The organism is Pantoea sp. RSPAM1, from assembly GCF_038816185.1.
GTDB lineage: Bacteria > Pseudomonadota > Gammaproteobacteria > Enterobacterales > Enterobacteriaceae > Pantoea > Pantoea ananatis.
This window is the reverse complement of record NZ_CP046137.1, coordinates 2,452,718-2,465,590: the sequence shown is the minus strand read 5'-3', so window position 1 is coordinate 2,465,590 and position 12,873 is coordinate 2,452,718. Positions and strand designations below refer to the sequence as shown.

Sequence of the window (12,873 nt, the reverse complement as noted above, 5' to 3'; positions counted from 1 at the left end):
GGTTTCCCTGTCCCGGCTGCGTTCCGTCACTATGACGGAGGAGTGACGTTTAGCGAACGGTTTTTGGCGTCATGACGCGACGCGCACCAATATAGTGGCGCTGCCAGTAATCTTCGCTTAACGCACTGATTTGAATGTCCTTGCCGGTACGCGGTGACTGAATAAATTTACCGTTACCCAGGTAAACACCCACGTGGTCGGCCGTACCACGTCCGTTGATGCGGAAAAACACCAGATCGCCTTTCTCCAGCGCTTCCCGATTCACCGGCGCGGCATCCCGCAGGTGATACATTTCATTTGCGGTACGCGGAATTTTAAATTTCACCACATCTTTGTAGGCGTACCACACCAGACCGCTGCAGTCGAAACCGGTATGCGGCGATTTTCCGCCCCACTGGTAGCGCTTGCCCAGCTGTCCCATCAGTTTCGCCATCGCCGTTTCACGTGCTTTTTGATAGCGCTGACGGTGTGCGTTGCTCATTTTGATGGTGCCGGCATCCTTGCTGTCCGCTTTGGCCACCTTCATCGCGCGTTGATGACCATAGCGTTTCTTGCTGGTGGCGTTGGCCGCCACTTTTTTAGTGAGCTTCTTGTGTGAATCAGTCGCGTTGGTCAGGGTTTTGTGAGAGGCAACCGCGTGAGAGGGATTTTTACTGGTTTTAAGCGTTTTGCTGGATTTCTGCTCTGCGGAGGAACGGCTTTTTTTCGCCGACGCTTTGACCGTGCGTCGCTTGCGCCGCTCATCTTCGCGCGCACTTTTTTTCTCTACCTTATGCAAGCTGGCCTTAACCGGCGCCTGCGGTGACGCAGAGGCGACGTTAAAGAACAGTTGCGCAAAAGCCAGAATAAGAAGCGTAATAATTGAACGCATAGTCCGTTTACTGGTTAAGCTGTCAGGGTCCACAGATATCTGACAAGGTTAAGAAAAATCTGATCAACGATCAGCGCCGAAGACATTCTAGTCCAGTTTTTTTTAAAACAGTAAGTCCTTTTTTTATTAATTAATAACTTGGGTAAAAAGCAGGCATAAATAAGCAATTTCAGCAGGTTAACTCAGCAAAATTATTGCAAATTATTAATGCATTCACCTTTCAGGTCCCGTTAAGCGGCTGGATAGCGCCCAGGCGGACTTAACAAACATGGCGGTTTGCCCTGACGGGAAGAAAATCTCATTTTCAGTCCTGAAGGGAAGTCGCTACAATAAAGAAACACGAAGTGACGAATTAAGGAAGGCAATAATGAGTACTGTAGAAAAAATTCAGCGCCAGATCGCAGAAAACCCGATCCTGCTGTACATGAAAGGTTCGCCGAAACTGCCAAGCTGCGGTTTCTCTGCTCAGGCGGTTCAGGCGCTGTCTGCCTGTGGTGAGCGCTTCGCTTACGTGGATATTCTGCAGAACCCGGATATTCGCGCAGAGCTGCCAAAGTATGCTAACTGGCCAACCTTCCCACAGCTGTGGGTCGATGGCGAACTGGTTGGCGGCTGCGACATTATTGTTGAGATGTTCCAGCGTGGCGAATTACAACCGCTGGTCAAAGAAACCGCAGAGAAGTTTAAAGAAGCGGAATAATGTAAAAGGCCGACATCGTCGGCCTTTTCTTCGTTTATCGGGCGTTTACTCCGCCGCGCCCTGATTTTCTGTTGCCTCTTCCGCGATAGTCAGCGGCCAGCCTCCCAGACGTTTCCAGCGATTGACCAGTTCGCAGAACAGCGTGGCCGTTTGCTGCGTGTCATACAGCGCAGAGTGCGCCTGACTGCTGTCAAATTCCATCCCGGCCGCTTTGCAGGCTTTGGCCAGTACCGTCTGACCCAGCACTAACCCGCTCAGGGCGGCGGTGTCTAAAGTGGCAAAAGGATGAAACGGATTTCGTTTCAGGCTGGCGCGTTCGGCGGCGGCATTCATAAAATTAAGATCGAAGGTCGCATTATGCGCCACCATAATCGCGCGATTGCAACCGGCATCTTTAATGCCTTTGCGCACCAGTTTAAAAATGGCATGCAAGGCTTCGTATTCGCTCACCGCGCCCCGTAACGGATTGCTGGGATCGATGCCGGTAAAGGCAAGGGCTTCCGGATGCAGCAAAGCGCCGACAAAAGGTTCAACATGAAAATGCAGTGTCTGGTCGTGATGAAGCCAACCCTCGTCATCCATTTTCAGCGTAATGGCCGCGATTTCCAGCAGCGCATCGGTTTGCGCATTGAAGCCCGCCGTTTCCACATCGATAACCACGGGATAGAAACCACGAAAGCGTTGATTGAGTGCGTTGGGGGAAGACGATTCAGACATCAGGATCTCATTGCAGAAAAAGGGCAGCGCGTAGTATGCCAAAAAAGCGCCCCGTCTGCAGCAGGTACAGGTAAGGGAAGCGAGAATCAGCCCGCGTTGCGCGGGCTGATGTTGACGGCTTAGCTGCCGAGGCCGTGTCCGGCATGTTTATTTTCGATCAGTTCGATTTTATAACCGTCCGGATCTTCAACAAAGGCAATGATCGTGGTGCCGCCTTTGACCGGGCCGGCTTCACGCGTCACGTTACCGCCGTCGTTGCGGATGCGCTCGCAGGTCGCGGCAACATCATCAACGCCCAATGCGATGTGACCATAAGCGTTACCGAGATCGTAGCTGTCAACACCCCAGTTATAGGTCAGCTCAATAACGGCACCTTCGCTCTCTTCGGTGTAGCCCACAAACGCCAGGGTATATTTATATTCAGCGTTTTCGCTTTGGCGCAGCAGGCGCATGCCCAGCACGCGAGTGTAAAAATCAATGGAGCGTTGCAAATCGCCAACGCGCAGCATGGTATGAAGTAAACGCATAGCTTCCTCTTTTGAAAAACGTCATCCCCGGATGACACAAACACTCAGTATAGCGACGATAATCGCCAAAGAATAACCGCAGCCGTGAAAGACTCACGGCTGCCTGCATTTTACAGTGCAGGATAGTCAGTATAGCCTTCAGCGCCGCCACCGTAGAAGGATTCGGGACGCTGTGGATTCAGTGGTGCATCTTGTTGTAAACGCTGGGCCAGATCCGGGTTAGCGATGTAATCCCGACCAAAGGCAACGGCATCGATCAAACCGCGGCTGATAAGATCATCCGCTTTCTCAACGGTGTAAGCGCCCGCGCCAATAATCACGCCCGGGAAGGTATCACGGACTTTCTGACGGAACGCGTCGCTGTAAGGTGTACCGCCTGCCCAGTCAGGTTCTGACATATGCAGATAGGCAATCTTGCGTTTCGCCAGTTCAGCGATGAACCACAGTGCATCTTCTTCTTCATTCGGGCCATTATCCAGGTTCTGGAAGCTGCCGACAGGAGAGACACGGATACCAATACGATCCGCTGACCAGTTGGCAATCGCGGCATCGACCACTTCAAGCGCAAAACGTCCGCGTTTCTCAACGCTGCCGCCGTACTCATCGGTACGCTGATTCGAGGACGGTGACAGGAACTGGTGCATCAGATAGCCGTGAGCGGAGTGCAGTTCCAGCATGTCGAAGTCTGCTTCCCGCGCATTGGCAGCGGCCTGACCAAAATCGGCAACGATTTGCTGAATTTCACTGATGCTCAGTTCGCGCGGCATTGAGGTATCTTCGCGATATACGCTGCCGTCTTCAGCACGCAGTGAAGTGCGTGTGCCTGCAGGAATCGCCGAAGGCGCAACTGGCGCTTTGCCTTCCGGCTGGACGCTGTTGTGTGAAATACGGCCGGTGTGCCACAGCTGTACGGCACTGTGTCCGCCTGCCTGATGGATACCTTCGTTGATATTTTTCCACGCAGCAATTTGCGGCTGGGTGTGCAAACCCGGCGCGCCCGCATAACCTTTGGCCTGGAAAGAAATCTGGGTCGCTTCGGTAATAATCAGGCCCGCCCCCGCGCGCTGACGATAGTATTCGGCCATCAACGGCGTCGGGATATCGCCCGGCTCAATGCTACGCAAGCGCGTCAGCGGGGCCATAAAGACACGATTCGGCACAGTAATTGCGCCAACTTTTAGCGGACGAAACAGCTGGGTACTCGCCATAACAACTCCTTTTAAGTAGACCGGTCGTCTACAAATTGTGGTTTTTTTAAACCAGTGGCGCTTTCAGCCACTGTTCGATGGTAATAAATGCCAGCCGCAGGGGCTGTACCTTACGAGAAAGCTTGCTTTGCAAACTGGCACCGAGCCACAAGACATAGAGTAGCTCTGCCAGCTGTTCAGGCGGATGCGGCAATATCAGTCCTTCCTCCTGCTGAGCCGTTGTTAAGGCGCGGCTGTAAGCCGCGATAACATGACCGGCACCATGCTGCAGGGCAGCGCGCATGGGTTCAGACAGGTCGCAAACTTCAGCCGACAGTTTCACACTCAGACAACCAACGATGTGGCCCTGTTGTTCAAAGACCGCAAGCGCATGTCTGAAATGGTCTAACAATCGCTCCCTCACCGTGCCCGCTGGCTGAGACAACTGTTGTTCTACCTCATGCAGGTAGCGGACAAAGTAGCGCTCAAGCAGGGCAACGCCAAACGCTTCTTTTGACGGGAAATAGTAATAAAACGACCCTTTCGGAATGGCCGCCTGTGTCAGCAGCTGACTCAGCCCCATGGCGGTAAATCCGCGCTGCAGGCAAAGCTTCTCGCCCGTCATCAGCAGGTGTTCACGTGTTTCATAACGTTGTGGCATCTTGTTCATGGGCTTTATCCTGGTAGACCAATCGGTCTAATGCAAATTTTTATCGCGGGACAGGCACAGAGTGTTAAATCATCACGTATTGGAAGTGAATAAATCGTCCTTGTTGTGATTATTTCTTGCACAATCGCACCAGTCTGTCTTCAATAGAGGGATGCACGTTTTAGCGGGGGCAGTTGTGGCAGAGCAGCTTGAGTTTTTTCCGGTTCCCAGTCCATGCCGGAGTATTTGTCAGACAGATTCACGTGGCTATTGTCTCGGTTGCCTGCGCAGCCGCGACGAGCGTTTTAACTGGATGCGCTATACCGACAGCCAGAAACGTGACGTGCTGCGCCTTTGCCATCAGCGCCGCCTGCGTATGCTGCGTCAACAGCATAAAGATGAGCCTCAGGGACCCCAGCAACCGACCTTGTTCTGACCGCCGCGCGATTTCCGTTATACTCCCTGACAGACAACCAGCCGCTTTTGTGTCACAGGGAGAACACGATGTTACAACCGCAAGCTATTGCGCCCCAGGGCCCTCACTTTTCACCGCTGATTATGGGCTACTGGCGCCTGATGGAGTGGGACATGGCGCCACAGCAACGGGTCGCCTTTATTGAACACCATCTTTCACTGGGGATTTCCACGGTCGATCATGCCGATATTTATGGCGATTACCGTTGCGAGGCGGCGTTCGGTGAAGCATTAAAACAGGTCCCCTCGCTGCGCCAGCGGCTTCAGATTGTTACGAAATGCGGCATTGCGACGCGCGCCAAACCCGAACATCAGATTGGCCATTACATCACCGACGCCGCACACATTCTTGCCAGCGCAGAGCGTTCGCTGCAGGCTTTTCACACCGATTACCTCGACCTCCTGTTGATACATCGGCCCGATCCCCTAATGGACGCCGATGACGTTGCCGATGCTTTTCTTCAACTGCATCAGGCCGGTAAAGTGCTTCATTTCGGCGTGTCCAATTTTACACCTGCGCAGTTTGCCCTGTTGCAGTCGCGTCTGCCTTTTAGCCTGGTCACTAATCAACTTGAAATCTCTCCCGTTCAGCAAAACGTGCTGCTGGATGGTTCGCTGGATCACTGCCAGCAGCAGCGCCTGCGCCCTATGGCATGGTCCTGTCTCGGGGGCGGACGTCTGTTCAGCGATCCCCATTTCCAGCCGTTGCGCGACGAGCTGGCGCGGGTCCGAGAGGAGACAGGTGCATCCAGTCTGGAACAGGTCGTCTACGCGTGGGTGATGCGCCTGCCGAGTAAGCCGTTACCTATCATCGGCTCCGGCAAAACCCAGCGCGTCACCGAGGCGGCGGGGGCCGTGGATCTGTCGCTCAGTCGCCAACAGTGGTTCCGTATTCGTAAAGCAGCGCTGGGCTACGACGTACCCTGAGCGTAAACATTCGTCAATTTGCGGCAATCTTTGCGCACTGAGGCCAGGCTTAAGCTGAACCCAGAGCACTAAGGAGCCACAATGAAAGTGAAAACTATCGCGTTGTTGACGCTGTTAACCTGCGGCGCAGCCCAGGCCGCCAGTGAAGAGGTGACGATTCATGAGGTGTCGCCGCAGGGTATCGGCAAATCTGTTGGCACGGTGAACATCGAAGAAACGCAATATGGTTTGCAGTTTACGCCCATGCTGGCGGGGCTAAAACCGGGCATCCACGGCTTTCATGTCCATGCGAAAGGCAGCTGTGAACCAGGTGAGTCAGAGGGGAAAACGGTGGCCGCGGGCGCGGCGGGTGGTCATCTGGACCCGGATAATACTGGTAAACATCTCGGACCCTATGGTGAAGGTCACTTAGGGGACCTGCCTGCGCTCTACGTGGATGACCAGGGCAAGGCCAGCTATCCCGTTCTGGCGCCCCGGATCAAAAACCTGAGTGAGATAAAAGGCAAGGCACTGATGGTTCACGTGGGCGGCGATAATCACGCGGATCACCCGAAACCGCTCGGCGGCGGGGGAGCCCGGTTTGCCTGCGGCGTAATCTGATCAGACAGTCTGGCGGCATCGGTTGCCGCCAGCATGGCTTTTCGTACATTGAAGATTTGTTGTAGCATCATGCCTTCATTCCCCCCTATGATACTGATTCCCGTCATAAAGCCTGACAACCTGAGGAGCAGGGTAAATGAAATGGAAGGGCGCATGGTTACTCTGCCTGCTGCTGGCCGGCTGTGATAAACCCAATGATACGCAGTTGGTCACCGAAACCGGGCGAGAGCTTCAGCGTACCATCGATACCAATCCTGCACGGATTCGGTGTGAACATATCGCGAAAGGCCGTGAGCGGCTGAGTCGGGACGTGGTACAAAAACTTGAAGCATCGCATTGCCAAAATGTTCTGCGTAGCGCCACGGAAACCAATTTCACAGATACCACGATCTATCACCACAATACGGTGATGATTTGCGGCGGCATCACGGGCAAAAGCTTCACTGGCACCTTTATTTCCCGGCGCTTTATTTTCTCCCCGGATGAAAAGGCGCTGGTTATTGAGCCGGTTTCTGAGGCGGACAAGACGCGTTTCGAAGGACAAAAAACGGTACAGCAACTGCAGGATGATTTTAACCGCCAGCATCAGCAGTACTGTCAGTAGTCAGTCGGGAATGGCCTGTTTCAGCTGTTCCAGCGAACAACGTAAGCGCCACAATAATCCGGCAAGCGTTCCGGCTTCCCGGTTATTTTCCCTGATCGTTTCATCTATCATTGTCTGTAGCGCATCCAGTGCCGCATCAAGTTGCCGGTGCTGAACACCGCGAAAGCTCATCACATGTTGTAGATCCTGCATCGCGCGCTCGCGATACTGATTCAGTAACGCGGATTCAGTGGGCCAGTCGCGCAGCTGCCAGACGAGGTGTGAGCAGTTGAGTAACACCACGCCCCAGCGCAGTAGCCAGACGCGCGCTTTTTCATCCCGGCTGCTGCTGAGCTGGCCGATTTTATGATAGATCAGCGACTCGAAGCGGTTTTGACTCAAATGGGGCCGGGGGCGAAGCTGATCGAGAAAAGCCATGCGCAGAGACTGAATATGGCGGCGGCTGCGGCGGCTATCTGAACTGGGGCGCAGTAGCTGAAACGCCAGCCAGGCGAGCAGTACGCCGCAAATTTTGGCGATATTGCCGTCAAAAAACGTCTGGTAGTCCCAGTCTGGTGGATTGGTCACGGCCAGAAACGATCCCAGAAAAACAATGAATTGCCCCCACATGGCGGCCCGCTGTTTCTGCTGCACCCGGAACAGTTGCAGGGTCAGCAACAACGGAAATAACACCGCCAGCAGTTGCCATAGGTGATTAAACTGCACCATCAGCCCGAATTTAAACACAAAGCTAAATGCAAACAGCCACAACAGCGTTTTCAGTAACAACGTAATGCTGCCTGTGGGTGAGGGAGAAGAGGCGTAAAGCACGCAGGCGATCGCCGTGAAGGTGAGCGCCGATGCGCCCGAAGACCACTGTGTCGTAATCCAGAATGCGCAACCCGCGACCACGACAGTAAAAGTGCGCAGTGCACTCCAGCCTGCCTCTGCGCTATCGCTCTCACTGGCCAGCGCAGACACGACCGGTGGTTGAAAGCGGGTATCCGCCTCGGCATGCTCCAGCAGTCGTATCCAGCGCAATACGTTAAGGTACATCCAGCAGAAGTAGCGCAGCCGCTGACAGAATGCCCGCTGTCGGTAATCCCCTTCGCTGGCAGGCGTAATCGTGCGCAACAACGCCGCGAGCCGATACTTATTGCAGTCCGGTTTGGCCAGTTCCTGCATGATAGCCTTCAGCATCTCAAACAGCGTCTCAGGTGCGTCAGGCCAGTTCAGCAGCATACGACGTAGACTGGACAGCACGCTGGTTAGTCTCAGCTGCTGATGCAGGATGTAATTCAGCACGTTATTCTGGCGGCGAAAGCGATAATGGCTCCAGAAGGCCTGGATGCGTAATAAGTTCATGGTCAGGATCTGACCAATCACCGTTTCATGGGCGCTGCGTATCTCGTCATTACGGGTGTCCTGTAGCAGGAGCGTGGCATGTTCCAGCAGGCGGGCGTGCATCTGTTTTAGCGCGTTGATAAGTGCATCGCCGTCAGAGGTGCTGGGTAAGAGCATCATCATAAAGCCCGCGCACAGCAGCCCGGAAATCACTTCGCATACCCGCGCCTGAGCAATCTCCCACAGGCTGGTGATGTCCGTCAGGTTGACACAGCTGAAGGCAATAATGGCTGCGGTATAACCCGCCAGCGAAAAACCATAGGCCACGTTATTTTGATAGTGGTTTGCCACCCAGGTGCACAGCGCCAGCCAGCCGGCAATATACAAGGTGAACAGCCAGGGCTCGTTTAACGTATGGCCAGCAATCAACAGCGCAGCGGTCGCCCCCAACAGGCTGCCCACGATGCGGCCCAGGCTTTTACTGATCACGCCGCCAAGGGTAGGAAAACTTACCACGGCTGCTGAGGTCATGGCCCAGTAAGGCTCGTCCAGGTTCAAACCATAGGCAATGCTCAGCGCAAGGCACATCGCGCCTGCATTGCGTAACGCATAGCGCCATTGATTGCGATCCGCCTTTACCCAGGAGAGGTTTCCCCAGGCCAGCCCGTTGAGATTCATGGTGCTATCGTAATCGTGCAGGTTGTACCGGCGATTAACAGCGCGCGATCGGGAAGCGATGTGAGGCGGATACGAACAGGGACACGTTGCGCCAGACGAACCCAGGGCACGTTCGGTTTAATATCCGGCAGTAAAGCGTTATCCGCCTCCAGGCTTTGATCGTAGATAGCCCGCCCGATGCTTTCTACCTGACCAGTCAATTGCGCGCCGCTGCTGTAAAGCACCACGTTGGCAGCGGCGCCAGGATGAATGTGGCGCAGCTTGGTTTCTTCAAAGTAGCCGACTATGTAGTAAGAGTGGCTGTCGACCAGGGCAAAAAGCGGCGTACCGGCGCTGGCGTAGTTGCCAGGACGCAGGGTTAAATTACTCACCCAACCGTCCGTCGGGGCGGTGAGGGTGGTTTGCTGCAGGTTCCATTGCGCCTGATCACGCTGTGACTGAGCCGCCTTCACGCTGGCCAGTGCGGCATCGGCGTTCAGACGGGCAACATCCAGATCTTCACCTGAAATGGTATTGCGCGGCAGTCGGCTTCGCCTGCTGAACTCGTTTTGCGCTTTAGCGAGATCGGCTTTTGCCTGGCTAAGCTGCGCATCGGCTTTATTCAGATCGATTTGCCAGGGGACGGGGTCCAGCGTCAGCAACGTTTCGCCTTTATGAACAAACTGATTATCCGTCACCTTCAATGCCACAATGCGTCCTGAAATCTGCGGCGTGATATCCACTAACTCGGCACGCACTTTTCCATCTCGTGTCCAGGGCGACTGCATGTAGTAATTCCAGGCCCACCAGGCACTGAGCAGCGCAAGGGTAAAAACAATCAGCGTTGAAAAGTATTTTAATCCGGAAAATTTCATCGTTTTCATCCGTGATCCATCAGCCAGAGTGAGGCCGTCACGCACAGCACAAATAAGGAAAGGTCAAACAGTGTGGGATGCCAGACGTCGCCAGAGGCGAGCCAGCCGCGTAGCAGTGGGTGAATCAGCAGCCAGAGAAAAAAACCGGCCAGCACCGCTTTAAACAGGGGAGGAAAGTAAAGTGACGCACCAAAAATCAGTTCCGTAAGCGGGTGAACACTGAGAAATCCGTTGCTGATGATATCCATTATGGTGATGCACTCTGGAACAGGTTAGTGAAATATTTTCAGCCGAAACTGTCTACTTAGTGATTAGTAATTTAACTTCCGGCTTGCAAAATACTATACAATGCAGGCTGATAGCTAGCCGACTAATTATAAGGAGATATATGGATACCCCACTCGGAACGGACCTGTCCAGACTGGTGCGCATCTGGCGGGCTCTGATCGATCAACGCCTGAAGCCACTCGATTTAACCCAAACGCATTGGGTTACGCTGCACAATATCCATCAGTTACCGCCTGAGCAGTCACAAATTCAGTTAGCCAAAGCCATCGGAATCGAACAACCTTCGCTGGTCAGAACCTTAGATCAGCTTGAAGAAAAAGGGCTGATTACCCGAACCACCTGCGCCCACGACCGCCGTGCCAAACGCATAAAGCTGACACAACAGGCCGAACCGGTTATCCAGCAGGTCGAACACGTGATTGACATTACCCGTGACGATATTCTCACCGGTATCAGCCGCGATGAGATCAATCAGATGGTGTCGCTGATTGCACGCCTTGAGAAGAATATTCTCGAACTACAGAACAAAGAAAAGTAATACCGACGCGCAGTGCCAGTCACTGGCGTCGGTGGGTTACTGTGTTAGCGTGGAGAAACGGTGACCTGGCTGCCATCGGTCGCCATCGCTACGCGCTGTCCTACAGAGTAACGGCTGGCGGCCTGTTTCTGCACCACCATAATGGTGTTGCCGTCATCCTTGCGGATTTCCAGTTCAACACCGTCTGTTTTGTTCATCGCACCTTGCACGCCCTGGCCCGCTACGCCGCCCAATACGGCACCGCCAGCCGTTGCCAGGCTGCGTCCCGCACCGCCGCCAATCGTGTTGCCCAGGAATCCACCCAGTACGGCACCACCAATAGCGCCAATGATATTGCTGTCATCGCCGCCCTGAATTTTAACCGGACGTACGGACACTAAGGTACCGTATGAAACGCTCTGGACCTGTTTGGCTTCACTGGCGCTGTAGGTATCGCCCGACAACGTATCGGTGTTGCTACAACCTGCAAGCATTACTCCAGTCAAAGCGACCACAATTACACGCTTAATCATTTGAAAACTCCTTTATTCAAGAATGCGCCTATCTCTCGCGAAATCCTGTAAACAGTATAAGACAGAAAACTGGAGAATTGACCTTTGCCGGTATAAAACATGGCTGACGCCAGCATAGACCGTTAAATTTTAACAATGATTCAATCGATGAGAAAAAAAGTTTCAGGGCGTTAACTCACAGGCAATTTATTGATTAAAAACAAATAAACCATGGATTTAACCGCAATTTTTTGTCAGGCTTAATACGCGTAACACCATCTTCACCTCAATGAAAAGGAACGGTTATGAAATCAGGGCGCTACATCGGCGTGATGTCGGGCACCAGTCTTGATGGTGTGGATGTGGTTCTGGCGGCCATTGACGAAAATATGGTGGCTCAGCAGGCCAGCTACTGTCATCCCATGCCACCGGATCTGCGTCAGGCTATTCTGGCCATTTGCCAGGGACAGGCTCTGACGCTGTCGCAGTTAGGACAGCTTGATACGCGGCTGGGGCAGCTGTTTGCTGAGGCGGTATTGACCCTGATGCGCCGTGAATCCCTTGAAGTCGACGATATCACGGCGATCGGTTGTCACGGGCAAACTGTGTGGCATGAGCCGCAGAGCGCAGCGCCGAATACGCTGCAAATTGGCGATAACAATCAGATTGTTGCCGCGACCGGCATTACGGTGGTGGGGGATTTCAGGCGGCGTGATATGGCGCTGGGCGGGCAGGGCGCTCCGCTGGTGCCGGCCTTCCATCAGGCCTTGATAATGGATGCCACCGAACGTCGCATGGTGCTCAACATCGGCGGGATTGCGAATCTCTCTTTACTCATCCCGGGGCAGCCTGTTCGCGGGTTTGATACCGGGCCTGGCAATATGCTGCTTGATGCCTGGATATGGCGCAATCAGGGCAAAGCTTACGATAAAGATGCCCAGTGGGCGCTGAGTGGTAAAGTCAGTCATGCCCTGCTTGACAGGTTGTTGCGCGAGCCCTGGCTCGCGTTGCCGCCGCCCAAAAGCACCGGACGAGAGCTGTTTAACCTGGGCTGGCTTGAACAACATCTGCGTCATTTTCCCGGCATCGCCGCACAGGACGTTCAGGCTACGCTGAATGAATTTACCGCCGTCAGCATCGCACAACAGGTTCAACTCAATGACGGATGCGATCGTTTACTGGCCTGTGGTGGGGGAAGCCGCAATCCGTTACTGATGGCGCGACTGGCGGCACATCTTGCGGGTACCGAAGTGACAACAACCGATACGATCGGTATCAATGGGGATGATATGGAAGCGCTGGCGTTTGCATGGCTGGCGTTTCGCACCCTCTCTGGCCTGCCCGGAAATTTGCCTGCGGTCACCGGCGCACGCGAAAAAAGCGTGATTGGCGCCATTTATCCCGCCAATCCGTTGTTCATGCGAAAGGGGAAAGGGGACTGAATC

General features: G+C 54.0%; 16 protein-coding genes. 7 read left to right on the top strand and 9 right to left on the bottom strand.

Annotation, left to right across the window (positions count from 1 at the left end):
- Positions 1-49 precede the first annotated feature (49 nt).
- A complete protein-coding gene (locus tag GKC68_RS12055; RefSeq protein ID WP_342656180.1) occupies positions 50-871 on the bottom strand; it encodes a C40 family peptidase in 822 nt (273 codons plus the stop codon).
- A gap of 364 nt (positions 872-1,235) precedes the next feature.
- Between GKC68_RS12055 and GKC68_RS12050 the strand changes: the two genes are divergently transcribed.
- Entirely contained in the window at positions 1,236-1,571 is a 336-nt protein-coding gene (locus GKC68_RS12050; RefSeq protein ID WP_170934913.1) for a Grx4 family monothiol glutaredoxin, read from the top strand.
- 45 nt (positions 1,572-1,616) lie between these two features.
- Here GKC68_RS12050 and rnt read toward each other — a convergent pair whose 3' ends face one another.
- From rnt to GKC68_RS12030, 4 genes are all read right to left on the bottom strand, one after another.
- A complete protein-coding gene (gene rnt, locus GKC68_RS12045; RefSeq protein ID WP_342656179.1) occupies positions 1,617-2,288 on the bottom strand; it encodes a ribonuclease T in 672 nt (223 codons plus the stop codon).
- 119 nt (positions 2,289-2,407) lie between these two features.
- Positions 2,408-2,815, bottom strand: coding sequence for a lactoylglutathione lyase (gloA, locus tag GKC68_RS12040; protein WP_013025612.1), 408 nt, complete (start codon positions 2,813-2,815; stop codon positions 2,408-2,410).
- A gap of 110 nt (positions 2,816-2,925) precedes the next feature.
- A complete protein-coding gene (locus GKC68_RS12035) occupies positions 2,926-4,023 on the bottom strand; it encodes an alkene reductase (RefSeq protein ID WP_263794150.1) in 1,098 nt (365 codons plus the stop codon).
- A gap of 46 nt (positions 4,024-4,069) precedes the next feature.
- A complete protein-coding gene (locus tag GKC68_RS12030) occupies positions 4,070-4,672 on the bottom strand; it encodes a TetR/AcrR family transcriptional regulator (protein ID WP_089528658.1) in 603 nt (200 codons plus the stop codon).
- A gap of 175 nt (positions 4,673-4,847) precedes the next feature.
- Here GKC68_RS12030 and GKC68_RS12025 point away from each other — a divergent pair, with 175 nt between their 5' ends.
- The 4 genes from GKC68_RS12025 (at position 4,848) to GKC68_RS12010 (ending at position 7,256) form a co-directional block, all read left to right on the top strand.
- Positions 4,848-5,087, top strand: a complete 240-nt coding sequence (locus GKC68_RS12025) for a DUF1289 domain-containing protein (RefSeq protein WP_264238802.1) — start codon at positions 4,848-4,850, stop codon at positions 5,085-5,087.
- A 68-nt stretch (positions 5,088-5,155) separates the two neighbouring features.
- Positions 5,156-6,052: an aldo/keto reductase family oxidoreductase gene (locus GKC68_RS12020; protein WP_342656178.1), complete on the top strand. Its 897-nt coding sequence runs from the start codon at positions 5,156-5,158 to the stop codon at positions 6,050-6,052.
- Between the two features lie 81 nt (positions 6,053-6,133).
- Complete coding sequence (gene sodC / locus GKC68_RS12015) at positions 6,134-6,652, top strand: superoxide dismutase family protein (RefSeq protein WP_058706030.1); 519 nt, start codon at positions 6,134-6,136, stop codon at positions 6,650-6,652.
- Between the two features lie 136 nt (positions 6,653-6,788).
- Entirely contained in the window at positions 6,789-7,256 is a 468-nt protein-coding gene (locus GKC68_RS12010; protein ID WP_014593614.1) for a hypothetical protein, read from the top strand.
- On the opposite strand, the gene GKC68_RS12005 is transcribed toward GKC68_RS12010, so the two are convergent.
- Genes GKC68_RS12005 through GKC68_RS11995 form a run of 3 tightly spaced genes read right to left on the bottom strand, consistent with a single transcriptional unit; the run spans position 7,257 to position 10,359 of the window.
- Positions 7,257-9,257, bottom strand: a complete 2,001-nt coding sequence (locus GKC68_RS12005; protein WP_028722198.1) for an FUSC family protein — start codon at positions 9,255-9,257, stop codon at positions 7,257-7,259.
- Entirely contained in the window at positions 9,254-10,111 is an 858-nt protein-coding gene (locus GKC68_RS12000) for an HlyD family secretion protein (protein ID WP_342656892.1), read from the bottom strand. The genes GKC68_RS12005 and GKC68_RS12000 overlap by 4 nt, the downstream gene beginning before the upstream one ends.
- A gap of 5 nt (positions 10,112-10,116) precedes the next feature.
- Positions 10,117-10,359: a DUF1656 domain-containing protein gene (locus tag GKC68_RS11995; RefSeq protein WP_013025621.1), complete on the bottom strand. Its 243-nt coding sequence runs from the start codon at positions 10,357-10,359 to the stop codon at positions 10,117-10,119.
- 140 nt (positions 10,360-10,499) lie between these two features.
- Between GKC68_RS11995 and slyA the strand changes: the two genes are divergently transcribed.
- Positions 10,500-10,937 carry a transcriptional regulator SlyA gene (gene slyA / locus GKC68_RS11990; protein WP_013025622.1) on the top strand — a complete coding sequence of 146 codons (438 nt, stop codon included), beginning with the start codon at positions 10,500-10,502 and terminating at the stop codon, positions 10,935-10,937.
- A gap of 44 nt (positions 10,938-10,981) precedes the next feature.
- On the opposite strand, the gene slyB is transcribed toward slyA, so the two are convergent.
- Complete coding sequence (gene slyB, locus GKC68_RS11985) at positions 10,982-11,449, bottom strand: outer membrane lipoprotein SlyB (RefSeq protein ID WP_013025623.1); 468 nt, start codon at positions 11,447-11,449, stop codon at positions 10,982-10,984.
- Positions 11,450-11,733: 284 nt separating this feature from the next.
- On the opposite strand from slyB, the gene anmK reads away from it, so the two are divergent.
- Positions 11,734-12,870: an anhydro-N-acetylmuramic acid kinase gene (gene anmK, locus GKC68_RS11980; protein WP_028722200.1), complete on the top strand. Its 1,137-nt coding sequence runs from the start codon at positions 11,734-11,736 to the stop codon at positions 12,868-12,870.
- The last annotated feature ends 3 nt before the right edge of the window (positions 12,871-12,873 follow it).

Coding starts and splice junctions, on each gene's coding strand:
- gloA (WP_013025612.1), bottom strand. CDS start 2,815: ATGCGTTTACTTCATACCATGCTGCGCGTTGGCGATTTGCAACGCTCC.
- GKC68_RS12020 (WP_342656178.1), top strand. CDS start 5,156: ATGTTACAACCGCAAGCTATTGCGCCCCAGGGCCCTCACTTTTCACCG.
- GKC68_RS11995 (WP_013025621.1), bottom strand. CDS start 10,359: ATGGATATCATCAGCAACGGATTTCTCAGTGTTCACCCGCTTACGGAA.
- rnt (WP_342656179.1), bottom strand. CDS start 2,288: ATGTCTGAATCGTCTTCCCCCAACGCACTCAATCAACGCTTTCGTGGT.
- GKC68_RS12055 (WP_342656180.1), bottom strand. CDS start 871: ATGCGTTCAATTATTACGCTTCTTATTCTGGCTTTTGCGCAACTGTTC.
- anmK (WP_028722200.1), top strand. CDS start 11,734: ATGAAATCAGGGCGCTACATCGGCGTGATGTCGGGCACCAGTCTTGAT.
- slyB (WP_013025623.1), bottom strand. CDS start 11,449: ATGATTAAGCGTGTAATTGTGGTCGCTTTGACTGGAGTAATGCTTGCA.
- GKC68_RS12000 (WP_342656892.1), bottom strand. CDS start 10,111: ATGAAATTTTCCGGATTAAAATACTTTTCAACGCTGATTGTTTTTACC.
- GKC68_RS12035 (WP_263794150.1), bottom strand. CDS start 4,023: ATGGCGAGTACCCAGCTGTTTCGTCCGCTAAAAGTTGGCGCAATTACT.
- slyA (WP_013025622.1), top strand. CDS start 10,500: ATGGATACCCCACTCGGAACGGACCTGTCCAGACTGGTGCGCATCTGG.
- GKC68_RS12005 (WP_028722198.1), bottom strand. CDS start 9,257: ATGAATCTCAACGGGCTGGCCTGGGGAAACCTCTCCTGGGTAAAGGCG.
- sodC (WP_058706030.1), top strand. CDS start 6,134: ATGAAAGTGAAAACTATCGCGTTGTTGACGCTGTTAACCTGCGGCGCA.
- GKC68_RS12010 (WP_014593614.1), top strand. CDS start 6,789: ATGAAATGGAAGGGCGCATGGTTACTCTGCCTGCTGCTGGCCGGCTGT.
- GKC68_RS12030 (WP_089528658.1), bottom strand. CDS start 4,672: ATGAACAAGATGCCACAACGTTATGAAACACGTGAACACCTGCTGATG.